At 51.6% G+C, this 20,414-nt stretch carries 27 protein-coding genes and 1 pseudogene; 5 read left to right on the forward strand and 23 right to left on the reverse strand.

Translation table 11 applies throughout. The features are described from left to right. The first annotated feature begins 4 nt into the window (after nucleotides 1–4). Complete coding sequence (locus tag XM38_RS19980) at nucleotides 5–934, forward strand: isoaspartyl peptidase/L-asparaginase family protein (RefSeq protein WP_088430836.1); 930 nt, start codon at nucleotides 5–7, stop codon at nucleotides 932–934. Nucleotides 935–966: 32 nt separating this feature from the next. Here XM38_RS19980 and XM38_RS26150 read toward each other — a convergent pair whose 3' ends face one another. From XM38_RS26150 to XM38_RS20015, 8 genes are all read right to left on the reverse strand, one after another. After that, entirely contained in the window at nucleotides 967–1,128 is a 162-nt protein-coding gene (locus XM38_RS26150; protein ID WP_187329585.1) for a hypothetical protein, read from the reverse strand. Nucleotides 1,129–1,177: 49 nt separating this feature from the next. Then, nucleotides 1,178–1,420: a YgiT-type zinc finger protein gene (locus XM38_RS29160; RefSeq protein WP_080813853.1), complete on the reverse strand. Its 243-nt coding sequence runs from the start codon at nucleotides 1,418–1,420 to the stop codon at nucleotides 1,178–1,180. Between the two features lie 3 nt (nucleotides 1,421–1,423). Further along, nucleotides 1,424–1,648 carry a DUF4258 domain-containing protein gene (locus XM38_RS19990; protein WP_080813894.1) on the reverse strand — a complete coding sequence of 75 codons (225 nt, stop codon included), beginning with the start codon at nucleotides 1,646–1,648 and terminating at the stop codon, nucleotides 1,424–1,426. A 548-nt stretch (nucleotides 1,649–2,196) separates the two neighbouring features. After that, a complete protein-coding gene (locus tag XM38_RS19995; protein ID WP_080806623.1) occupies nucleotides 2,197–3,243 on the reverse strand; it encodes an IS5 family transposase in 1,047 nt (348 codons plus the stop codon). A 349-nt stretch (nucleotides 3,244–3,592) separates the two neighbouring features. Next, the gene (locus tag XM38_RS20000) at nucleotides 3,593–4,006 is read right to left on the reverse strand and encodes a type II toxin-antitoxin system VapC family toxin (RefSeq protein ID WP_080813851.1); all 414 of its coding nucleotides are present in this window, start codon (nucleotides 4,004–4,006) and stop codon (nucleotides 3,593–3,595) included. Further along, the gene (locus XM38_RS20005) at nucleotides 4,003–4,263 is read right to left on the reverse strand and encodes a DUF2281 domain-containing protein (protein WP_080811083.1); all 261 of its coding nucleotides are present in this window, start codon (nucleotides 4,261–4,263) and stop codon (nucleotides 4,003–4,005) included. Before XM38_RS20005 ends, XM38_RS20000 begins: the two co-directional genes overlap by 4 nt. Continuing rightward, entirely contained in the window at nucleotides 4,260–5,765 is a 1,506-nt protein-coding gene (locus XM38_RS20010; protein ID WP_080811085.1) for a tetratricopeptide repeat protein, read from the reverse strand. The genes XM38_RS20005 and XM38_RS20010 overlap by 4 nt, the downstream gene beginning before the upstream one ends. A 256-nt stretch (nucleotides 5,766–6,021) precedes the next feature. After that, a complete protein-coding gene (locus XM38_RS20015) occupies nucleotides 6,022–6,360 on the reverse strand; it encodes a globin domain-containing protein (RefSeq protein WP_137455187.1) in 339 nt (112 codons plus the stop codon). On the opposite strand from XM38_RS20015, the pseudogene XM38_RS20020 reads away from it, so the two are divergent. Further along, nucleotides 6,360–6,709: pseudogene (locus XM38_RS20020) on the forward strand (tyrosine-type recombinase/integrase); the annotation flags it as partial. The gene XM38_RS20015 and the pseudogene XM38_RS20020 sit on opposite strands and share 1 nt — an antisense overlap. A gap of 203 nt (nucleotides 6,710–6,912) precedes the next feature. Here XM38_RS20020 and XM38_RS20025 read toward each other — a convergent pair. Beyond that, nucleotides 6,913–7,314: a hypothetical protein gene (locus XM38_RS20025; protein WP_088430838.1), complete on the reverse strand. Its 402-nt coding sequence runs from the start codon at nucleotides 7,312–7,314 to the stop codon at nucleotides 6,913–6,915. Between the two features lie 91 nt (nucleotides 7,315–7,405). Here XM38_RS20025 and XM38_RS20030 point away from each other — a divergent pair, with 91 nt between their 5' ends. Continuing rightward, on the forward strand, nucleotides 7,406–7,873 hold the full coding sequence (locus XM38_RS20030) for a MarR family winged helix-turn-helix transcriptional regulator (protein ID WP_080811091.1): 468 nt from the start codon (nucleotides 7,406–7,408) through the stop codon (nucleotides 7,871–7,873). A 142-nt stretch (nucleotides 7,874–8,015) separates the two neighbouring features. Here the strand turns inward: XM38_RS20030 and XM38_RS20035 are convergent, their stop codons facing one another. Next, nucleotides 8,016–8,513 carry an anthrone oxygenase family protein gene (locus XM38_RS20035; RefSeq protein ID WP_080811093.1) on the reverse strand — a complete coding sequence of 166 codons (498 nt, stop codon included), beginning with the start codon at nucleotides 8,511–8,513 and terminating at the stop codon, nucleotides 8,016–8,018. Between the two features lie 143 nt (nucleotides 8,514–8,656). Beyond that, complete coding sequence (locus tag XM38_RS20040; RefSeq protein ID WP_080811095.1) at nucleotides 8,657–9,286, reverse strand: NAD(P)-dependent oxidoreductase; 630 nt, start codon at nucleotides 9,284–9,286, stop codon at nucleotides 8,657–8,659. A gap of 164 nt (nucleotides 9,287–9,450) precedes the next feature. On the opposite strand from XM38_RS20040, the gene XM38_RS20045 reads away from it, so the two are divergent. Then, the gene (locus XM38_RS20045) at nucleotides 9,451–10,326 is read left to right on the forward strand and encodes an AraC family transcriptional regulator (protein ID WP_088431791.1); all 876 of its coding nucleotides are present in this window, start codon (nucleotides 9,451–9,453) and stop codon (nucleotides 10,324–10,326) included. A 27-nt stretch (nucleotides 10,327–10,353) separates the two neighbouring features. On the opposite strand, the gene XM38_RS20050 is transcribed toward XM38_RS20045, so the two are convergent. The 10 genes from XM38_RS20050 to XM38_RS20095 all read right to left on the reverse strand — a co-directional run bounded on the left by XM38_RS20050 (nucleotide 10,354) and on the right by XM38_RS20095 (nucleotide 17,388). Then, nucleotides 10,354–10,566 (reverse strand): hypothetical protein, encoded by a 213-nt coding sequence (locus tag XM38_RS20050; protein WP_080811097.1) that lies wholly within the window; start codon nucleotides 10,564–10,566, stop codon nucleotides 10,354–10,356. 4 nt (nucleotides 10,567–10,570) lie between these two features. Continuing rightward, nucleotides 10,571–10,804, reverse strand: a complete 234-nt coding sequence (locus tag XM38_RS20055) for a hypothetical protein (protein WP_080811098.1) — start codon at nucleotides 10,802–10,804, stop codon at nucleotides 10,571–10,573. Between the two features lie 98 nt (nucleotides 10,805–10,902). Continuing rightward, complete coding sequence (locus XM38_RS20060; RefSeq protein ID WP_088430840.1) at nucleotides 10,903–11,685, reverse strand: GDSL-type esterase/lipase family protein; 783 nt, start codon at nucleotides 11,683–11,685, stop codon at nucleotides 10,903–10,905. 103 nt (nucleotides 11,686–11,788) lie between these two features. Then, nucleotides 11,789–12,253: a nuclear transport factor 2 family protein gene (locus XM38_RS20065; RefSeq protein ID WP_088430842.1), complete on the reverse strand. Its 465-nt coding sequence runs from the start codon at nucleotides 12,251–12,253 to the stop codon at nucleotides 11,789–11,791. 119 nt (nucleotides 12,254–12,372) lie between these two features. After that, nucleotides 12,373–12,906: a nuclear transport factor 2 family protein gene (locus tag XM38_RS20070; RefSeq protein WP_080811103.1), complete on the reverse strand. Its 534-nt coding sequence runs from the start codon at nucleotides 12,904–12,906 to the stop codon at nucleotides 12,373–12,375. A gap of 52 nt (nucleotides 12,907–12,958) precedes the next feature. After that, a protein-coding gene (locus tag XM38_RS29165) for an IS630 family transposase (RefSeq protein ID WP_088431532.1) occupies nucleotides 12,959–14,019 on the reverse strand; the annotation gives its coding sequence in 2 pieces (ribosomal slippage) (nucleotides 12,959–13,557 and nucleotides 13,557–14,019; 1,062 coding nt in all). A 66-nt stretch (nucleotides 14,020–14,085) separates the two neighbouring features. After that, nucleotides 14,086–14,949, reverse strand: coding sequence for an oxidoreductase (locus tag XM38_RS20080; protein ID WP_088430844.1), 864 nt, complete (start codon nucleotides 14,947–14,949; stop codon nucleotides 14,086–14,088). A gap of 27 nt (nucleotides 14,950–14,976) precedes the next feature. Beyond that, a complete protein-coding gene (locus XM38_RS20085; protein ID WP_088430846.1) occupies nucleotides 14,977–16,032 on the reverse strand; it encodes an SDR family oxidoreductase in 1,056 nt (351 codons plus the stop codon). Nucleotides 16,033–16,036: 4 nt separating this feature from the next. Continuing rightward, complete coding sequence (locus XM38_RS20090) at nucleotides 16,037–17,053, reverse strand: zinc-dependent alcohol dehydrogenase family protein (RefSeq protein ID WP_080811107.1); 1,017 nt, start codon at nucleotides 17,051–17,053, stop codon at nucleotides 16,037–16,039. A 35-nt stretch (nucleotides 17,054–17,088) separates the two neighbouring features. Then, the gene (locus XM38_RS20095) at nucleotides 17,089–17,388 is read right to left on the reverse strand and encodes a hypothetical protein (RefSeq protein ID WP_088430848.1); all 300 of its coding nucleotides are present in this window, start codon (nucleotides 17,386–17,388) and stop codon (nucleotides 17,089–17,091) included. A gap of 196 nt (nucleotides 17,389–17,584) precedes the next feature. Between XM38_RS20095 and XM38_RS20100 the strand changes: the two genes are divergently transcribed. Next, nucleotides 17,585–19,039, forward strand: coding sequence for an aminotransferase-like domain-containing protein (locus XM38_RS20100; protein ID WP_088430850.1), 1,455 nt, complete (start codon nucleotides 17,585–17,587; stop codon nucleotides 19,037–19,039). Between the two features lie 187 nt (nucleotides 19,040–19,226). Here XM38_RS20100 and XM38_RS20105 read toward each other — a convergent pair whose 3' ends face one another. Then, on the reverse strand, nucleotides 19,227–19,586 hold the full coding sequence (locus XM38_RS20105; protein WP_088430852.1) for a HEPN domain-containing protein: 360 nt from the start codon (nucleotides 19,584–19,586) through the stop codon (nucleotides 19,227–19,229). After that, the gene (locus XM38_RS20110) at nucleotides 19,583–19,915 is read right to left on the reverse strand and encodes a nucleotidyltransferase domain-containing protein (protein ID WP_080811113.1); all 333 of its coding nucleotides are present in this window, start codon (nucleotides 19,913–19,915) and stop codon (nucleotides 19,583–19,585) included. Before XM38_RS20110 ends, XM38_RS20105 begins: the two co-directional genes overlap by 4 nt. Between the last annotated feature and the right edge of the window lie 499 nt (nucleotides 19,916–20,414).

A 20,414-nucleotide genomic window follows, 5' to 3' on the forward strand; every position in this document is an offset into this window, starting at 1 on the left:
TACTATGCTTGATAACTTTTCCCTCATGATTCACGGGGGCGCTGGCGCCCTAGAGCACATCAAACGGGAAGGCAGTGAAACTGATTTTATTCATAGTATTCGCCGCATTTTAGAAGCGGGACGCCAGATTTTGGCAGCAGAGGGAACCGCCTTGGATGCCGTAGAATACTGCGCCGCCGCCCTAGAAGATGATCCCCTCTACAACGCCGGGCATGGTTCGGTACTCAACGAGTATGGCGAAGTCGAAATGGACGCCGCTATTATGCACGGGCATGGCTTACAGGCAGGAGCAGTGGCCGGAGTCACCAACATCAAAAACCCCATTCGTCTGGCCCGGCAGGTGCTGGAGAAAAGCGAGCATGTGATGCTGGTGGGCAAAGGCGCCATGGAGTTTGCCAAGCTCTGGGGCATTCCCATGATGACCGATGACTACTTCGTCATCACTTCCCGCATTCAGCAATGGCGAGAGGCCCAAAAGGCCGGTGGCATGATGCTGGATCACGAAGATGCCGAACCCCAGCGTAAATTCGGTACCATCGGCGCCGTCGCCTGGGACTGTCAGGGTCACCTGGCCGCCGCCACCTCCACTGGCGGCATCGTCAACAAGCGCTGGGGCCGCGTCGGCGACAGCCCCATCATTGGGGCCGGGGTATTCGCAGACAATACCACCTGCGCCGTATCAGCCACCGGCTATGGAGAACAGTTTCAGCGCACTGTGCTGAGCAAGATGATCTCCGACTTCATCTATTTCAAAGGCATGACCGCCCCAGAAGCCGCCGCTGCCGGGATTCAGTACCTAGTAGAGACGCTCAACGGCCTAGGGGGCGTCATCGTTATCGACCGCCAGGGACGCTGCGCTGCCGGTCATTCCACCTCCGGCATGATCTACGGCTATATCCAACAGGGCCGGGAAAGTATCTGCCGATTGTCATGAACGCCCCTGGGCTACCTAACCGATGACAGCCGCTACAGGAAGCGGCTAGCCATGTTCATCATGTCGCCCATATTCACATCACTATCGCCATCGGCATCCAAAAAGGCATTGAGAACAGGGTTATCCCCTTGATTCCCCTGGAACGAATCGCACACGTTGCCTATCACCCGCCGCAGATAACCTCGAATACCCAACCGTCACCTTTTAATGGTCGGATGCATGGGTGTTGTTATACGGCGTTGGCTATGCTGATTCTAGATGAGTAACCGGAATTTGTTCGGTTCTCTCAGGAGCTTTCGCTCCAGTTGCAACTGCATGAACTGCATGAAGAATATTGGCTGAGTAGTACCGATTGCCACAAGTATCACAAACACCGATCGTTACATCTTCGAGGATGACAAATCCATCTCTATGTTTGAATGCCTCACGTTTGACAGTTCGGGGTTGAACAGTTCCTTCGCAATACTCACATTTGTATCCGTACATACGTTAGCCCTCAAGTTCAGTGACTTCATAAACCGTGATGATTAAATAGCGTCCGGTACTAGCGAAACGTCCAACCATGCCAACAGGTGTTCGTTGATCTAGCGCATTTCCCACTACTACATATTTTGTGCCTCTGGGGTCATCCTTTTCAACCTGGATAACTCGACCGTTCAAAACGGCCTCTTCCACATCTAAAATAGTCAGCATATCCTCAGCCATCTCTTCCATTGCGTGGGCTGACACTCATTGACTGACAAAACCGGCTAGAACCCAGACTATCCAAAGGGTCAGGGAACCTGCCCCCTACAGCATCCGAAATCTGGTAAGGGCGCGGTTTCCGCGCCCAATGCAGAATCTTTTGTTCCTCAAGAACGGCTCGAAGATCATCTATTTCCTTCACAGAACGAGCTGCCAGGCAATCGAGTATCCACTTTTGTTGCGCCTGAACGTATCCCCATATAAAAGTCAGAATGATAGTCAAAACAATAAGAGCTCCGATCACAGGCAGGTTTGGTGTAGTCTTTTAGTATAATACTCCAACAACAGCCATAATTACAGATTCAAAAACAAGGAAGAAGTTTAGACGCTCATTGAAATAGTGTTCTCATGCGGGGACCTCGATTAATCAGTTTTCTTTAGCTAATGGCGTCTCATTTGAGACCGTCAAGGTGACTCAAAGAGAGTCCGAGACATTCCACCGAAAAAAGCTTCCCATTTTGACAAAAAAATAGGGTTGGAAGACCACGTTTAAGTCGATTTCCCGGCTTTAGGTCCGATTATCTTGCCAGTTCAGCCGATGCAGCACGTTGGGTTTCGAGACACACAAACCGCTTCAGGTTATACACCAGATTTTTCAGACCTAGCTGGGTCTGGGCACGGGCTAACCCGATGCTGCGCACCACCTTGCCACCCATGCTGGTGACGACATCTCCGAAGATGTGCTCCACTCTGGCACGGGTTTTGGAGCGCTCTCGATTCGCGGTTTTCTGGGCCTCGCTTAAGGGGCGATTGCGATAGGCCCGTTCATTTATATGCGGCTCAAACCCTATCAATTTCAGCACCTCGACAATCAGCACGGAGAGATACGCACTATCGGCCCAAAGTCCATCGCCGCTATTATCCGCATCGAGCAACTCGCCCAAGACCTGCGAGTCATGGACCGACGCATCGGTGACGCTGTAACGGCGAATGAGCTTAAAGCCGGCATCACTATTGATGTGGTTTTTGTAGCCGTAGTGGGACGTTCCATTTTTCTTCGTCCATCGGGCGTCAACATCTTTTTGCGCGAGCTGATGAGGGGTCTCTTGCCACTCAACGGGAACCTCACCCTGCTTGAGGGTTTGGTTCTCCTCACGGGTGTTGCGTTGTTTGGGAACTGGAATCAAGGTCGCATCCACAATTTGCCCATCCTTGGCGGCATAGCCTGCCCCTTGCAGATAGGCTCCAAACTGCTCGAACAACGCCTCCACCAAGCCGTGCTGCTGCAACTGTTCTCGGAAGAGCCACACCGTCGTTGCATCCGGGACTCTATCCTCAAGCCCCAAACCGAGAAATTGCATGAAGGACAGTCGGTCGTTGACCTGATATTCCAGTTCGTCATCGCTGATGTTGTATAGCTTTTGCAGCACCAGCATCTTGAAGAGTAACAGGACATCGGTGGGGTTACGACCGGCCTGGCTTTTGCGCGGTTTCTCTCGAATCTGCATCAGAATCGGACGAAAGGTCTCCCACGGCACCAGTTGATTCAACCGATTCAGTACCGCCTTCTTTTGCTCCAGTTTTTGCTGGCGCTCTTCGATATCCCAGAATCCCTGCTGTCCCATGGCCTGCGTGCTTCAACAAAACCGACCTTATGATCTCATACTGAGATCGCTCTGGCTATTTTTCGAGGTGCCCATGCAAAATATGCTCAAGCAAGCTGTAGGACTGCTTATTATTATGTTCATCAGACATTACCAATAACCTCAAGACACTATATCAATAGTAACTTCAAAAGATTTTAACCCCTTATCACTAAAAAATAATCTTCAAGCACTGCCTTACCGATAAGTGGAGTCGTATAACGTTCCGGTTGAGCGGCTACCGATAGCATATGCCATAATACCGACCAACTTTGTTAGTCCGCTCCAATCGGGTTGTTATGCGGCGCTTTTTCAAGCATTGAGTTGCTTATCACTGAACTTGAATGACATCAAAAGTCCCCTGATTTTCAATGCGATAGAACAGGAAATCTGAATCGAGTGTGAGAATTCGCCGGAAATTCGTCCTCTCAGCTACCAGCACCAATGACGCATCAGCCAAGTCCATTGGTCGATCTTGATACTGCTCCATCAGCTCTAATAAACGGGAGTAGTATTGCTCTTGAATTTCGTAAATCACCAAAAGCTTATCTAAGAGCAGTTGCCCTAGCTGTTTTTGCATCGTCCACCCGCCTCGATGAAGAGCTAAATACATAGCTTCTGTGAAACAAGACCAAGTTGTGAGAAGAGGTGAAGCAATCCGCCTTACAGCATTTCGGTAAGCTGAGTGTTTTGGCTGAGTGCGATCAACTAAACAAAGCAAAACTCCTGCATCACAAAGAATCACAATTCTAGACCCTGCTGCCGATATTTGGATACCAGATGTTGTTGATAGTCGCTAACTGAGTCGGTTGACGTGACTTCTAGATGATCAACAGACTCGAACCACCTTGTCCACGCTTGAGCCAACTCATCTTTACGATCATCAGTGATAGTGCTATGCCGACGCCGATACATCAAAAAATCTATAAAATCATTGACTTGTTGAAGAAGCGAATCAGGTAGTTGCTGCAATTTAGCAATAGCAGTTTCACGAATCGTCATGAGAGTAACCACCTCCAAAATCCTTTACGGTCTTCTTCAATCTGTCTTTCAATTTGTTTTACTTTCTCAAGGGCACTACAGTAACTTTCAATATCTTTCTTCCGTTTGTACAAAGATGCAGCCTCTTGATAGTCTGCAATAGCGCTCTGCCTATTCTGGTTTTCATTCAGAAAATAGTTCTTCGTCATTCCTCGAATTTCATAGGCAAAGGCAAAGCTAGGCTTGAGACAAATAACCTCAGTAAAATCTGCTATCGCACCTTGAAAATCCTGTACTTGAAACTTTGCTATTCCACGCGCCAAATGAGCCTTTGTACAGGCCGGTTGAAGACGAATAGCCTCATCAAGATCTTCGATAGCACTCTGATGATCTTCTAATCTATCTTTAGTTCTTCCACGATCACAGAAATTACAAGAATAATCTGGTCGAAGACGAATCGCTTCATTGAAATCTTCGATAGCTTCTTGGTATTTCCTTAAATGATGCTTTACTTTTCCACGGCAGTTGTAAGCGTGGAAGTTATTTGGTTGAAGATGAATTGCTTCACTGAAATCTAGAATCGCGCCTCGAAAATCTCGGCAATCTTTCAATTGATCTCTTGCCTTTCCTCGATCTATGTAGAGGTCTGGATTATTTGGTTGAAAACTAATAGCTGTTGTATAGTCACCAATCGCGCCCTCGTAATCCTCCAACCGACTTTTTGCCAATCCACAAGCTCTGTAGGCTTTGGCATAATCTGGCTGGAGACAAATAGCTTCTTGAAAATCTATAATCGCCCCCTGATAATTGCCTGCCTTGTATTTCTCTTTTCCCCGTTCAAAAAAGTCTTCCGCAGTCAATGATTCTGTAGTTTTGGGAAGTTCCTCAGCAGCTTGCTTAAAAGGGAAAGTTCTCAAATCGAGATTTTGATTCTCTACATCTTCATGCCCAATTTTTTTTGCGAAAAGGACTGGAGTTAAGTGTTCTGGAATGCCCTCTAGCTGAATCGCATTACAACCCAGTTCATAGGCAAATTCAACTGATTCTCCAGCTCCTAATGCAGTGTAGAAACCGACAGAAAATTCAATTGCTGCACGATCACCAATTGCCTGATTCATCCCAATCACGTAATCAATGTGTTGTGCGATCGCCTCAGCTTGAAACTCTGAGTAGCAGGCATTCAGAACAACGCACTCTACATGATTAGAAAAAAGTTTGAATAAGTTAGCTAACGCATCTGAGCCAATCAGCTTAAGATTTCCTGCCACATCCTCAAAAGCCAAACCATCTTTCCCTGAACCATGACCTGTGAAATGAACGACCTGTGGCTTAAAGTCCAGCATCGCTTGTTGAATATCTCTTGTACGAGTGGCTCCAGTCGAGTTAATCGGTACTTTGCCATATCCAGCTAGACGGAGACGCTCCTTAATTTCTCTCTCTTCTTCTTGCAGACGCAAGCTTCCTGTTCCCTTGGGGTTCGCAGCCAGCAGTAAGATCGATTTTGAGACGACGCCGTCATTCATGAGAGTTTGGCAGGGCAGAGGGCGAATTGACTCTACTCAATTGTATGCCAGACGGAGGAATTATCCTTTGGCACCGTGAGAACATTGAAACAGCATCCCCACAGGTAGCCTCGAGCCGCATAACGGCTGAGTTCAGCGGCGGTAGAAACATTGAAACGAAGCAAAAGTTGCCAGTCTGTCCGATGCACGCAAGGGTTAGCTGGCGATCATTGAAGCAATGGAAGTGATCGAGTAAGAAAATGTTGAGCTTCCTCTGTCAACCCAATCTACAAGATTGGCGATTGTACTCAATCTCTACCCCCATTTGTTGTGCTCGCTTCACATGGGCAGGAATCATGACTGAACAGATTAGTGACCAAAGCTCAACCCATGCTGCTTTAGTATCATCATTAAACCGATCCCCTAGCATTCTTTCAAAAGTTGTAACAATAGCTAGCCCCACTGGACTATAGTGCTTAGCCTTTGTTTGATACTGAACATGACGCTCTGCTAAATCCTGTAAAATTGGGATGAGTTCTGGATCGATTTCTAGACGTTCTTCTCCCAGCATCTCATCGAATGTGCCTGGTAATAAGCTTAAAGCAGCATCAACCATTTGTGTTTCCCTCCTGGAAGCGGTCAGTGGATCCACGCTCTCAGGTGGTAGGGCGTCATCATGTCTATGAGCAATCGGTGCAGCGGGCCGTGAAGCAGGCGATTCAACCAGCTGGTATTGCTAAGCATGGTGGGTGCCACACGTTTCGTCATAGTTTTGCCACCCACCTGCTGGAAGATGGTTACGATATTCGCACCGTGCAGGAGCTGCTGGGGCATAAAGATGTGAAAACCACCATGATTTATACCAAAGGCATTTCAGAGCACGAGACAACATTGTCAGGTCTGAAATGCCTTCGAATGGGCTGAATCGGGGTGGGCAAGGCGTGCGGAGTCCGCTAGATAGCTAACTCCCTATTCAGCAACTACTAGTGCAAAGGCATGGCGGGACAAAAGTCTACCGTACGTTCCAAGGCATCACTATCCAGCATAATTTTCATGAGATGGTTGCTGTGCGATCGCACAAAAAGACGCAAAGATCACGACCTTACTGATCGCCTGAGAAGTGCGGTTGGCCAAGGGCTTGGGAATTCTCGGTCCCTGGCATGGGAAATCACAAAGAGCAGTCACGTACCATCACCCGATTAATGCCCCAGAGTTGCCACAGACCGAATATTAGGACGACGGCCCCAACGGCAACAATCGTCAGTCGGCCAGAGCCAGATAACACCTCTGAGAAACCAGCAACTCCGACGATTGTCCCGATGACCCATACGAAATCGGCAATGCTGGCGTAGAGCGCTCGCCAAGTCACTAGGTTGGGACGAGTTGCTTGGTGAATCAGATCCGCAGCAAATACCACTAGACCCAGACCGACGATCTGGAGCGCCAAGGGAATTTGGATGCCTAGCAGATGGCCGACCCAAACTGGCGCCGCTATCATCACCCCGGCACAACTCAAAGAAAAGATCGCATTTGAAAGCAGCGCCGTGCGCAGTGGACGTGTATTGCTCATGACAACCTCCTGGCTGGAATGGTGTTTCAGACGCGAGGACAACGCGACATGCATGTAAACTTAGTAGACATAGTAAGCACAGAAAACGCCTATGTCAACATGGTTTACACAGCGTGGTATCCCCATGGCCGATAGCCAGTCTCTCAGGTTGGTATTCTGCACGGCGGGAGTGCATGACCACATCACCGAGTACGTTGCTAAACGCCTGCAGCAGGAAGGGTATGATGCCATCTCTCCTTCCATGCTGAATTTTCTGGGCACTTTGGACTGCGGTGTGAACTATGGCTCAGAAATTGCTCGCAGGCTCAACGTTTCCAGGCAAATGGTGGCTAAAACGGTCAAAGAACTCTGCCGGGTTGGCTATTTAGAGCAGGTTCAGGCTAAGGGTAAACAGAAACAGATCGTGTTCACGGCGTCAGGAGAAGCCCTGATGTCTAGGGTCAGACATTTGCTGGTTCAGTTAGACGAGGTTCTCTGCAAAAGGTTGGGAGAGGCCACCTTAAATGAGACGCTCTCTACCCTCGAGGCCATCCAAGCATTGTTGAGCCCGGAGCTCTGAGAGCTAATTTGCAAAGGAAAGTTGCAGGCGCGGGCTTTCAAGGCTGCTAGCGACTTGCAGGTGTGTTCGCTATGTTTCTACAAGCCCTGTTCTGAGGACTGTGTAGGCGGTTTGCAAATCACCTTTAACCCTAATGCGCCAGTTAACTCGGTTTGATTACGAGCGAGAGGGTAAACAGGATTGCAGCCCCCAGGGCGGCGACGGTACGGATGTGGTTCCAAAGGGTCCAATTAGTCAGGTATCTGGCCCAGAGGGTTGCTCCTGCCGCGCTGTCGGGAGCGACCACAGCCAGCGCATCGTTCAGGGGAATGTTACCGGCAATCGTCACACCGATAGTGCCGATCAGGTACAGTAAACCGCCAGCCAGCCAATACAGTGAGTCGGAGGTTCCCCACTGGTTCACGGCAACGATCGCCAGCCCCAAGCTCACCAGCCCCGGTCCAAAGAAGGCGGTCATAAACCAGGGGTTAATCACGGTGATGTTGATGGACTGCATGGTGGCAATGCCCTGCGAGGGTGGCTGCTGGGCCAGAGCCTGCATCACAAACGTGGAAAAGGCGAAGAAAATACCGGCGGTGAGGGCACTTGCGATCGCAGCAAACAGCACCGCCGGCAAGCGCCAGTTTTCGATGATGATCATTGGATCCTCCAAAAGGATATGGGGGTTGGTAATCAGTCATGGCATCAGGGTCGGGCAAGGCAGCCAGAGCGCGTACGGATTCCCCGGCTGCCGCCAATAGGGAAGGCTGGCGTCATCGATGAGGGAGCGATGTCCGTCTTGGGTCAATACGACAGACTGGCCGCCTGATGGAGATACGCCTCGCTCCCCAACTGCTGCAAGATAAAGTCCGCCACATCGGCCCGTGAAATTTTGAGCTGCGAACTCTTGTCCGTACCAGGAAAGCCGTGGCGATACTGCCCGGTGCGGGGTCCCGCCACAAATGCCCCCGGACGCACAATCGTCCAGTCCAAATGACTGTTTTGTACGGTCTGTTCTTGGCGCTCATGATCGGCAAACACGTTTCGCAAAATCAGGCCAAACATGACGGTCTTCCAGTAAACGTTGAGGCTGCCCCAGCTTTCCCCTGCCCCTAGGGTGGTTTGGCAAATGAACCGGCGAATGCCGGATTGCTCCATGGCCTGAACGATGTGTCGGGTGCCTTGCGATCGCACCGTGCCCGTGAGCTTCTGCCCCGACCCGAGGATACAGATCACCGCATCCTGCCCCTGGACCGCCTGTTGCACCGTCGGCAGATCCATCACATCGCCCTGAAATACCGCGAGGTTGGGATGCTGCACCGCGAGCTTATCAGGGGTGCGGGCAAACGCGGTGACCCTATGGCCCTGTGCCAAGGCCTGGTCCACCAGCTGCCGACCCACCCCGCCCGTGGCGCCAAAAATTAGTAGTTTCATCAGGGTTACTCCCGAAGAGGACATCTCCAACTTACGGAGATGGCCCCGGCGCAGCTATCTGTTTTTTGCGTTTCTGGCACAATCTTGCCAGCTGTTTGGTGTGGCCTCGAACCGGCCCCCTGAAAACTTTCGCCTATGATGAGAAGGCAGCTTGGGTTCGCGCCATGCCACAGCCTGCTACACCAATAGTTGCCGCCAATGACGCCCTCTCCCTGGTTCCCGAGCCGCAAAGCCAGGGAAACATTGTCGTCGAACGGTTTCAGAATTCACCCGGAGAGGGGAACTGCCATTTTGAGGCGGAACATACGCTGTTTATGTTCCTGGCCCCGCGCCCGATTCACTATCTGCAACGCCAGGACGGCAAGACTCACACCGGATTGTATCGCCAGGGAGACGTCAGTCTGGCCCCCGCGGATACGCCGTTTTTTGCCCGCTGGGATGGCGAGGAACAGATCGTGCGGATTCGACTTGCAAAGGGGTTTGTGCAACGGGTGGCGGCTGAAACCCTGGAACACGATGGGGACCGCCTGACGCTGCAGCCGGAATTTCAGAGTCGCAATGCCCAATTGGAGGCCATCGCGACTCTACTTTTGGCCGAAACGCACCCAACCCCGTCCAGCAGTGCCCTGTATCTGGACTCCCTAGCCCATGTCTTGGCGGTGAATCTGCTCCGGCACCACGCCACCACGCATCCCCAGGTGCCTAGGTATGAAGGCGGTTTGTTGCCCCGCCAACTCAACCCTGTGTTGGACTACATCGACACCTATTTGCATGACGACATCAAACTGGTGGACCTGGCTCAGTTGCTCAACATGAGTCCCTTTCATTTCAGTCGTCTCTTCAAGCAATCGACTGGCCTCTCACCCCACCAATACCTGATTCAACAGCGGGTAGAGCGGGCAAAGTGGTTGTTGAAGCACAGCGATCGGCCCATTATAGATATCGCTTTGGCGTGCGGCTTCAATAGCCACAGTCATCTCAGCAAGCAGTTTCGTCAGCTGACAGGTATGACACCAAAAGTGTATAGGGTAGGGTGTTAGAACTGGTTGAGGAATGTGTTCAATCTTCTAACTAGCGGTCGCAAAAGCTTGCTGAACACTTTCAGGCACTTCAATCTCTGCAAAGTAGTTAGCAGGGTATAGATAATCTTCACCAGACTCATCAATAATCCGTAGCATTTGGCACTGGCTAGCCTGCTCATCTTCTAGCACTTGATAGAGTTTTCGGATTTCTAGAGAAGCAGGATAGGCTTGGTTATTAATGCAGACGACAAATTTCATAGGGTTACTCCAGAAAACGTTTGATTTTGAACTCTTTTTTGCCAATATTGTGGGCTTCGTACCAGTGCAGCTCTGCTCGACAAATGGAGCCATCGTCAAGACTGATAGTGGCAATGCCCTTCAATTTTCGCCAGCGTCCTGTTCCATAGGCTTTGCGAAGCCGTTCGACTTCACGAATAGAATTGCCAACGGCGATAACTTCAATGTCGGTAATCTCTCCTAGAGTTTCAAAGTTCAATTTAGCGTTATCCCCAAAGCGTCAGGGTAGATTAATGGAGTCTAGTCACTTCCTTTCGTAAATTATGCTTAAGGCCATCGGCAATTGAGTTAAGCAAGTCAGTCAGGGGCGCTGGCCGTGCTGGTGTACAGTGCGATCGCAAGGGTCTGTCCCAAGCGCTGGTGCTGTTCTGCCGACAGATGAATGCCATCCCAGCCGGCGGTGACACCAATGATCTCAGTCGCATCCAAAAACGGGACTGCAGCGGCCTCAGCCACTGCCGCATAGGCCGCTGCAAATCCCTGGGAGGTTCTCTCAGCGTCGCTAAACGCCGCGGCCATCTCAGGATGAGGCATGTTCCCGATGCGAGGGGGAGCCACGATCAGTACCCGTGGGGCGTCGTAGGTGTTGGCAACGCTGCCGCCAGAGTCGTGCACGATGTCGATCAGGGGTGCGATCGCAGCCGCGGCTTCCGTCGCCGTGCGATGAAACGGCGCCCTCAGGTCATTGGTGCCCAGCATAATCACCACCCAATCCAGCGGTGCATGGGCTGCCAGCAGGCCGGGCAGGGTGCGAGCGCCATTGAAGCCGCCACCGGCCACCAGGTCGATGGCCTCGGGGAAATCCAGGTTAGTGGTGCGGTTGTTGAGCCCGTTCTCGATAATGTCGAATTCAGGGCCGAGCTCGCGTTGCATCACCCCTGGAAACCGCTGTTCGCTCAGAAAGCGAGTGGTGGGAAATCCAGATTCGGTGGGCACCCAGCCCCAGGTATTGGAGTCGCCATACACCAGGACTCTCACTGGAGTGTCAGGGGAGTCTGAGTGAACGGATCGAGTGGTTAATGTCAACGTTGTTACGGTCGCGATCAGCAGAGCGATCGCCCGTTTGAGGGGGCTGGTCATGGTTTAACCTCTTGAATATGTGCTCTGGTGTAGCCTCTGAGCGGTTATTTTTGTAAGCAGTAGAAGGGCTGTGTGATTGCACTTTCTACCTGCTGGAGAGCTTTCAGTTACTGGAATGGGGTGAAACGTCGACTATGGGATTGCGTTGATTGCCGCGGAAAATAGCGATGCGTTCCTGGTCGGCACTGGTGTAGTCCGGGTCAACGTAGATAAACACGCGCCGAATGAGGTCGCCTCGAAACTCGAAAACGTTGCAGAAACGCCCCTCCGAGATCAGGCCATCGGGCCAGCGTACGTCATTTCGGGTAACTCCACGTTCGGTACCTTCCACCACAACGGAGTCGCCCGCAACGATGTAGTTGAAGTTCTCAATGTCGTGCTCAAGTCGCTCCAGATGGCGACCCATAATCTCCGAAAACTGGATCATGTCGGCTTTGCCGTAGCCGAAGCCAAATTTGGGAAAGAACATCTGAACGTCTTCAGTGAACAGATCGAAGACGGTGGCGTCTTTGGCATCAATTTTTCTGAAATAAGCTTCGACAATCCTGATTCGTTCTTTCGGATTCATGTCAGTATTTGTTCAACCTCTTCTAGGCTTGACAAAGTGAAAATGGTCTATAAGATGTGTGATTTTATCATCAAAAACTCGCTTTCCAGAAGCATTAAAAATTTGAATCTCTGGATTGTTTAGAAATGAATTTCCTGTGCATTATTTTCACTCTCGCCAATGGCCTTTGCCACCGCAAAGCCATCTTCAAAGATTCTGTAACGGGTTATTAAGCTACCTTGCACGGAAAACTCGAATGCGAATTCACTTTTAATTATCTTGCCTGTGCTTTTTACCAGTGTTTCTAGTGCGCCTAGTGCGATCCCTTGATGGCCTTCGACGACAATCGAGCGAATGTCGAACTTAATCGGTTCAGTGTATGAACGCAGCTCTTGAATAAAATCTACAACGCCACTACGTCCATGTCTGCGACCAATCCACGGGACAATGTCAACAGCACCAGGGATATAAAAGTCGACATCCTCGCTGAATAAAGATGCAATCAATTCTGGCTCCGCATCTGCATAAACCATCTTGAAATATTGGCTCACTACACTTCGAGTCATTGTCTGTTGCACCGTTGCATTCTTCAGTAATTCATTTCGAGACGTTGGAGCATTGCCTAACTCAGTTGAGAACGTGTCCGAAAGTCTTTGGTTCTTGAAAAATTCCACCTCAGGGCTCCTCTTGATTTTGGAATTGACATGTATAGCAATCCCAGTTGATTTATGAACAAGGTGAATATTCTTCTATTTTAGAAAAATCGAACTTTTGATGATCTATAAAGAACTCAAACAGATACTTTACAGCGGGGAAAGAACGACACAACCTCCAAAATCTTCTCAATGAATTTTTGGCTTGTAACCAAACATCTTCCACTGGATTTTGTTCTGGTGAATTGGGTGCAAATAGAATACATTTGAATTGCCATTCTGTCTCTTCCTTCCCATGATTGACTGTAGCTAAAAAATCTTTGATCTCTTGTGACTTATGATAACTAGCGCCATCCCAAATTAATGCGATTTGCTTCCCAGGATTTTGTTCCTGCAAGTACTTCATAAAAGCAACTGTATTCTCTCCATTCCCTTTCTCGTAAGGATGCAAAATAAATTCTTTTGTTTGATAGTTTAATGCGCCATAATATGTTTGCCTGATTCTCTCGTTTGTAATAGGGATTTCGATTCGCATATCTGTCTTGCCCCAGACATATCCACAAACATCACCCCAAAGGAGATGACACTCATCCAAAAAAAGTACAATCAATTCCCCAGACTCAATTTTGAACTGGTTTTGACGGATAAATCCTTGGATTTCTTCTCTTTTTTTTTGACTAGAGCTGGATCAGATTTCGGGTTGGTTTTTTGAGATTTCTTCCAACTAATACCTGCTTCCGAAAAAAGTGTATAGTAGCTTTGCTTAGACTTGTAAATCACATCATAATGTTCATCTAAATATGAAACTAATTCATCAAAGTTCCAGTAGTTTCTGGTTCTCAGCCACGAGATAATTTCTGTACGATCATCTGGGGTTAGGTAACTTTTTGATCCTTGGTAGCCGAGTTTAATACCTTCAATGCCTTGTGCTTCGAATCTGTTCTTCCAATATGTAATAAAAGACTTGTTTATTCCCAGAAATTTGGTAATCTTAAAATATGGCTCACCCTCCAATGCCATTTTTACAGCCAATGCTCGCTTAAGCTCTCTTGAATCAGGATTACTACTTATAAAGTCTGATAGAATAGCACGATTATCTACTTTTTGTTGGTGTTCTAATTGAAAACTATTCATGAGTACAACTGTATTGACAGCTTGATGATATTTATATACTACCCATTCTAAACTCATTTAGGGTTGCTATATCAGTGATGGCATCAAATTCAGGGCAGCATCCGGATGCAAGGGTTGGCTCATCAAAATTGAAAGGCTAATAGTAGCGATCAGGAGAACAGCCACTCTTTGAATGAGGGCATCGGCACCCAAGACCAGTCGCAGCGGTGGATCGGGGTGATCGACTACTTGCATCATGGCAGCGGCAGCCTTTTGAGGATCGCCCGGTTGCTGACCATGCATCTGACGTAGCCAGTGCATCATCTGACCGCTGGTTTCGGCATAATCCTGGATTGTCTGTGCCGGCGAGCGGAGTACGCCATTGAAGGCCGTGCGGAACGCGCCGGGCTCGACAATCGTGACGCGAATGCCCAGCGGGGCAACTTCCTGGGCCAACGCTTCTGACCATCCCTCCAGGGCAAATTTTGACGCACCGTAAATGCCGGCACCAGGAAAGCCCACAAAGCCGCCACTAGAGGAGATATTTAGAATGTGACCGGAGCGCTGGCGACGCAGATGGGGCAGCAGGGCACACGTCACCTCCAACGCCCCATAGACGTTCGTTTCAAATTGTTGTCTGACAGCTGGAGCGGTCACTTCCTCCACCGCTCCGAACACACCGTATCCAGCATTGTTCACCAGCACGTCGACGTGGCCAAAGGCTTGCAGAGCGTGCATGACAGCCGTCTGTATGGCAAAGGGTTGGGTGACATCCAGGGGCAGCGCCAGGAGGCGATCGCCATACTGCTGCACTAAATCGGTCAGACGTTCCGGCTTACGGGCGGTAGCAACAACGCTGTCGCCAAGTTCCAGTACTGTTTCGGTTAGCGCGCGGCCCAACCCTCTGGAACTGCCGGTGATGAACCAAATTCTTGGTTGTTGTGTAGTCATGAGATATCTCCAAAGTTGAGATCGCACCTACGGCAAAACCCGCTGTTCTTTCAGGCGATCAAGGGCTTTTAGAAGCGTCAAGCGGGCATCGGCGGTTTCGGTAAAGCCAAACCGGCGAATCTTGTTGACATCGGAAATAATGTCGGTCTCGGTGTTGAAGAGCATGTCGCCGAAGGCCCAACCCACCAGCTTGTCCAGATTGGGCTCCACCAGGCCGTGGCGTTCCGCCAGCCGTCGCCAGACCTCCCCCTTATCGGCCATGTGCTCGGTGAGTTTCAGGGGAATCGGCGGCGCCATGTCGAGTCCCAAATACTCGGCCACGTCTGGCCACAGGCGCTGCCAGCGAAACACGTCGCCGTTGGTGACATTGAAGGCTTCACCGCCTGCTGCTGGAGTGGTGGCGGCCCAGAGGCTGGCCCGTCCCAGCAGGTCGGCATCGGTGAACTGCATCAGCACCTGGTACGCCGCATTCGTCCCGGGGTAGCGCAAGGGAATGCCCAATTCCCGCGACAGCTCGGCGAATACGCCGATAGTCAGCGCAATGTGCATGGGATTGCCGTAGCCATTGCCATCGACCACCAGATCAGGTCGCAACACGACGTAGTCCCAGTCAGCGTGGGGAGCGCGTTCAGTCAGGATCGCTGCCTGGGCCTGATAGAGATTGGGCGGCATATGGCTGGCGTCGTCTTCTCGGGCCGGCGTCGGTACCACGGCCCCCGGCAGATGGATGCCGTAGATCTTGAAGCCCTGGTAGATGACTACTCGTTCAAGCGGAGCACTGGCTTTTTCCAGGGCATCCAGCAGGGTCGCCAGCATCTGGGCGTTTTGCTGGGCCTCCAGACTCAAGTTGGGGTGCGGGGCCAGGGCGGCGTAGAACAGATGGGTGGTGTGGGCGGCTTGCTGGGCGATCGCATCCACCGTGGCGGTGCGATCGCACAAATCGACCGATACCGTCTCCATCCCGTGAATGGGACGCCGGGCCAGCCCCTGGACCGGAATGTCGCGTTCCCTGAGGGTGCGAGCGGTGCCGCGCCCGATGATGCCGCTGGCCCCGGCAATCAGGGCTTGCATAGAGGTCGTCATGGTTCTAAATCTCAATCACAACTTTGCCGAAATGGTGGCCGGATTCCAGGTAACGAAAGGCCTCCGGCGTGGCCTCCAGGGGAAAGGTTTTGTCCATCACCGGGTGAATCTGGTTAGCAGCCATGGCCCTGAGCATGTCGGCAAAATCCTGGCGACTGCCCACACTAAGGCCGTGTAGTTTGGCTCGTTTCAGGTTGAGGCTGACCAAGTCCAGGGAACTGTGTTGTCCCTCCAGAAAGCCGACCACGGAAATGTGGCCATCCAGCCGCAAGGCGTCCAGACTCCGGTTGAGGTTTTGCCCGCCGACGGTTTCGACGACCAAATCCACGCCTGCGCCCGTTGTCGCCGCCAGCACCTCACCCACCCAGTCAGGAGTTTGGCGATAGTTGATGCCATGGTCGGCCCCCAGGGCCGCCGCCTTCGCCAGTTTGTGGTCGCTGCTAGAGGTGATGATTACCCGCAGCCCAGCGGCTTTGGCAAATTGCAAGGCAAAAATGGACACCCCACCAGTGCCGTGCAACAGCACCGTGTCACCGGGTTTGGCCTGGCCATAGGCGAGGGCATTCCAGGCGGTGAGGGCGGCGATGGGCAGGGTTGCGGCTTCCGCCGCACTCAGAAAGGTAGGCCGTTTGATCAGTTCATGGGCGCGAAAGGATTTGTATTCCGCCAGTTGCCCCGGCCGCCTGCCCATGCCGGGACGAGTCGTCATCTGGGAATTGGCAGGCGTGTAGCGCCCATCGATCCAGTCGGGAATATAGGTGGTGACGACGCGATCGCCCGGCTGAAACTCCGTCACCTGACTGCCCACGGCCTCCACCACACCGGCCCCATCGGACACCGGCATCACAGGAAACGAGAGGTCGGGATTGAGGTCGCCCTTAATCAGCAGCAGGTCGACATAATTGAGGGCAGCCGCCTGCAGTTTGACGAGGATTTCATCGGGACCAAAATCTGGTAAATCAGTGGCGATAAGCCGTAGATGGTCACTGCCGAATGCGTCCGTTAAGGCAATAGATTTCATGGAAATATCCTCATTTAACGGCTAGAGGACGGATGTTATCGGTAATGGCGTTCCTCCAACCAGATCCGCACCTCATTCTCAGCGCGAAAAGTATGGTGACTGCGGTGGTAGGGGTCATACACCCGATAGTAGAAATCACCCTGGCGATCTTGCTGCTTGGAAATGACCGGCTCCTTCGACAGCCTGAAGCCTCTGGCAACCGCTTCTCCAAGGCGAGCCAAGTGGATTTTTAATCCAAGAAGGACTGCCTTACGCCCCAAGAACTGACCCTCTACAGACTGACTAGAAGCGGAGACTTTCTGGTCCAAATAGGCACAACAATGACTCTGTCCCATCGCAGACATCCTCCGAGAGAAAAGACTTTTTTGTCCTCAGTTGACATTGCTATCCTGACGCAGAATCTTCGACCATAACAGAGGCAATTATGCTAAATTAACACCGTATCAGTTTGAGATTTTGAAACTGTTATGGTCAAAAAAGGCTGCGATTGGATCGCTGCTTAACCACTGTCGACTCTGGAGTGCTGAACTGATGCGACTGTCTCCCCTGGAGCCGAGCCAGGATAAAGTGCTTTATCAGCAAGTTGCTGATCGCCTGCAGGAACAAATTGCCAACGGCACCCTGAAGCCGGGCGATCGCCTGCCGTCCATCCGCAAGCTTAAACAGCAGCTGTCGGTGAGCTTTTCCACGGTGACGGAAGCCTACCGCCTGCTAGAAGATCGGGGGCTAATTTCCGCTCGGCCCCAGTCGGGCTATTATGTCAAACTAACCGCCCTGCAACAGCACTTAGAGCCTTCCCTCACCGAACCCTATGCGCGGGTTTGCGAAATCAAAACGTCTCTGACCTTCAAGCTCTTTAGCAACCTTCTGGAACCGGATGTGATTCAACTGGGCGCGGCGACCCCCTCCCCAGAGCATCTTCCCGTAGCGCCGCTCAATCGGTTGATGGCCAAGGTCATGCGTGAGCATCCTGAAGCTCATACCTACAACGTCCCTGCCGGGTGCGAGAGGCTGCGGACGGAAGTGTCGAAGCGCATGTTGGATGCGGGCTGCTCGATTCATCCCGACCACCTTTTAATTACCAATGGAGCCCACGAAGCGATTTATCTCTCACTCCAGGCAGTGACTACCCCCGGGGACACCATAGCGATCGCATCTCCCACCTACTTTGCTCTCCTGGAAACGCTAAAGGCTCTGAACCTGAAGGTGTGCGCCCTGCCGACCCATCCCCGCCAAGGCATCAGCCTGTCTCATCTGGAAGCAGCGTTAGCATCTGGCAACGTCCAAGCCTGTTTGCTGGTCTCAAACTTCAGCCATCCCCTGGGCACCTGCATGGAAGATGACACCAAGAAACAACTGGTGGAGCTGATGACTCGCTACCAGGTGCCTCTGATCGAAGACGATGTCTATGGCGAGCTATATTTCGAGGGCACGCGGCCCAAAGCCATTAAAGCCTTCGACACGGACAACCGGGTGATCTACTGCTCTTCGGTCAGCAAGACCCTATCCCCGGGACTGCGCCTGGGCTGGTGCTCCGGTGGGTGCTATCACCTGAAAGTGGTGTACCGCAAATCGGTGATGAATCGGATGAGTGCGATCGCACCTCAACTAGCCGTCACCGCCTTCCTGGCTAACGGCGGCTACGACCGGCACCTGCGGCACCTGCGTCGCACCTATCAGACCCAAATGCACCGCATGTTGCAGGCCATCTGCGATTACTTTCCGGCGGAAACCTGCGTCACCCATCCCCACGGCGGCCACGTCCTCTGGCTGGAGATGCCAGAGGGCTTCGACGCCATCCAGCTCTACGACGATGCCCTACAACGGGGCATCAGCATCGCCCCCGGTCCCATCTTTTCCGCCTCGGGAGAGTGCTACCGCAGTTGCTTCGCCCTCAACACCGCCCTCCCCTGGTCCGACCGGATTGAGCAGGCCATGCAGACCCTGGGCCACCTGGCCAAGAAGCAGATGGCGGTTAATTTCTGAGAGGGCTACGGGGCAACACCCACAATATGATTTAAACCCGAGGTTGTCGAGGCAGAGCCTGGGTAGCCGTAGCGACAGGCAAAGCGGCAAGCCCTGGGATAGGTGAACCACTAGGGGTGTCTAGTATGGTGGGCTTGGCGTTGAAACCTCGTTACAGGTGGCTAGGCATTGAACCACTAAGGGGTGTCTAGTATGGTGGAAATGCTTGGGTTTGGGCGACTAAGGCTTGGGCATCTTGTAATGATAGATCGGGTTGAAGATCGTAGTCGGCACGGGTGCGCAGGCGTTGGGCATCGATGAGGTGGCGATGAAATTCGACCGGCACTTTACCAGGACGGGCCAACGATCGCCCAAAGGCGCTAATCACAGCTGCATGGCTGGAAAAGGATAATCCTTCTTTATCGAGTAGGGCTTCGGCAATATAGAAGCTCATGCTGTAATAGGCACGAGAGACGGCAATGTCATAAAACCCCTGTTGGATGAGGTGGTTGGCTGCGTCTAAGCTATTTTGAGCTTTGGCCACTAAAAATTTTTGCTCTGGCGTCATAGAACGATGCCCTCTTGGCGAATGTTGCGCAGCAGGGGCGAGTTTTCAGTTTGATAGCGCGATGTCGGTAGAAATAAGCAGGAGATTAGCAGGTCATGCTCTAAACACAGTTGAGCGATGAACTCACTGGTGCGCCGACCTTCAGCGCTGGCGTCTACCGGATCATCGAGGACGACAAGAATATCGATATCAGAGTTTTCTGTGGCTTGCTGGCGAGCATGGGAACCAAAGAGAACAACCTGATTGAGCCGATCTTGATAGTGCTCTTGCAGGTATTGCTTGAGGGGTTTGAGTACCGGGCTAAGGGCGTTAGGAAGGACTGGTTTCATAGCGCTATCCCTCACTCAATGGGCCAGGATGGGTGTCGAGCACAATCATTACAATATCCTAGTCTTGTGGGGCGACAGGCTCGGTGGGGTCGATGTACTGGATGGGCAAGACAAGCTCCCGGATGAGTTCTCTTTGTCCTCTCTTGATATTAAATCCGCTGAGATGACCAACATTATGATGAGTGACAACACCTGCGATGCGTCATTCCGGGCAAGCGCAGCGCGAGACCCGGAATCCAGGTCGAGCGCTCTGAGCCCAAGAGAATGTTTGAATCCGTAGGCCTATACCCCTATTTTGAGGTTGAAATCTCGGATTTTGGTGGTCCAGAGCCTTTATCAGGTACTTTTGAGACTCCGATCAGACATTTCAAACATCCTCTAGCCGAGATTGACTCCCTGGATTCCCGCCGCCGCGGGAATGACGGATACGAGGTTTTCTGAGACCGATTAGCCGGATTTCATATGACTCCCCAAAAAAATCGAGAGGTGCAGATCGGTC

Source organism: Halomicronema hongdechloris C2206, assembly GCF_002075285.3.
In the GTDB taxonomy this organism is placed as follows: Bacteria; Cyanobacteriota; Cyanobacteriia; order Phormidesmidales; family Phormidesmidaceae; genus Halomicronema_B; species Halomicronema_B hongdechloris.

Bases quoted from the DNA above. Each gene is read 5' to 3' on its own strand.
- XM38_RS19980 (WP_088430836.1), top strand. From the start codon at position 5: ATGCTTGATAACTTTTCCCTCATGATTCACGGGGGCGCTGGCGCCCTA.
- XM38_RS29160 (WP_080813853.1), bottom strand. From the start codon at position 1,420: ATGTACGGATACAAATGTGAGTATTGCGAAGGAACTGTTCAACCCCGA.
- XM38_RS19990 (WP_080813894.1), bottom strand. From the start codon at position 1,648: ATGGAAGAGATGGCTGAGGATATGCTGACTATTTTAGATGTGGAAGAG.
- XM38_RS19995 (WP_080806623.1), bottom strand. From the start codon at position 3,243: ATGGGACAGCAGGGATTCTGGGATATCGAAGAGCGCCAGCAAAAACTG.
- XM38_RS20005 (WP_080811083.1), bottom strand. From the start codon at position 4,263: ATGACGATTCGTGAAACTGCTATTGCTAAATTGCAGCAACTACCTGAT.
- XM38_RS20010 (WP_080811085.1), bottom strand. From the start codon at position 5,765: ATGAATGACGGCGTCGTCTCAAAATCGATCTTACTGCTGGCTGCGAAC.
- XM38_RS20015 (WP_137455187.1), bottom strand. From the start codon at position 6,360: ATGGTTGATGCTGCTTTAAGCTTATTACCAGGCACATTCGATGAGATG.
- XM38_RS20025 (WP_088430838.1), bottom strand. From the start codon at position 7,314: ATGAGCAATACACGTCCACTGCGCACGGCGCTGCTTTCAAATGCGATC.
- XM38_RS20030 (WP_080811091.1), top strand. From the start codon at position 7,406: ATGTCAACATGGTTTACACAGCGTGGTATCCCCATGGCCGATAGCCAG.
- XM38_RS20035 (WP_080811093.1), bottom strand. From the start codon at position 8,513: ATGATCATCATCGAAAACTGGCGCTTGCCGGCGGTGCTGTTTGCTGCG.
- XM38_RS20040 (WP_080811095.1), bottom strand. From the start codon at position 9,286: ATGAAACTACTAATTTTTGGCGCCACGGGCGGGGTGGGTCGGCAGCTG.
- XM38_RS20045 (WP_088431791.1), top strand. From the start codon at position 9,451: ATGCCACAGCCTGCTACACCAATAGTTGCCGCCAATGACGCCCTCTCC.
- XM38_RS20050 (WP_080811097.1), bottom strand. From the start codon at position 10,566: ATGAAATTTGTCGTCTGCATTAATAACCAAGCCTATCCTGCTTCTCTA.
- XM38_RS20060 (WP_088430840.1), bottom strand. From the start codon at position 11,685: ATGACCAGCCCCCTCAAACGGGCGATCGCTCTGCTGATCGCGACCGTA.
- XM38_RS20065 (WP_088430842.1), bottom strand. From the start codon at position 12,253: ATGAATCCGAAAGAACGAATCAGGATTGTCGAAGCTTATTTCAGAAAA.
- XM38_RS20080 (WP_088430844.1), bottom strand. From the start codon at position 14,949: ATGACTACACAACAACCAAGAATTTGGTTCATCACCGGCAGTTCCAGA.
- XM38_RS20085 (WP_088430846.1), bottom strand. From the start codon at position 16,032: ATGACGACCTCTATGCAAGCCCTGATTGCCGGGGCCAGCGGCATCATC.
- XM38_RS20090 (WP_080811107.1), bottom strand. From the start codon at position 17,053: ATGAAATCTATTGCCTTAACGGACGCATTCGGCAGTGACCATCTACGG.
- XM38_RS20095 (WP_088430848.1), bottom strand. From the start codon at position 17,388: ATGGGACAGAGTCATTGTTGTGCCTATTTGGACCAGAAAGTCTCCGCT.
- XM38_RS20100 (WP_088430850.1), top strand. From the start codon at position 17,585: ATGCGACTGTCTCCCCTGGAGCCGAGCCAGGATAAAGTGCTTTATCAG.
- XM38_RS20105 (WP_088430852.1), bottom strand. From the start codon at position 19,586: ATGACGCCAGAGCAAAAATTTTTAGTGGCCAAAGCTCAAAATAGCTTA.
- XM38_RS20110 (WP_080811113.1), bottom strand. From the start codon at position 19,915: ATGAAACCAGTCCTTCCTAACGCCCTTAGCCCGGTACTCAAACCCCTC.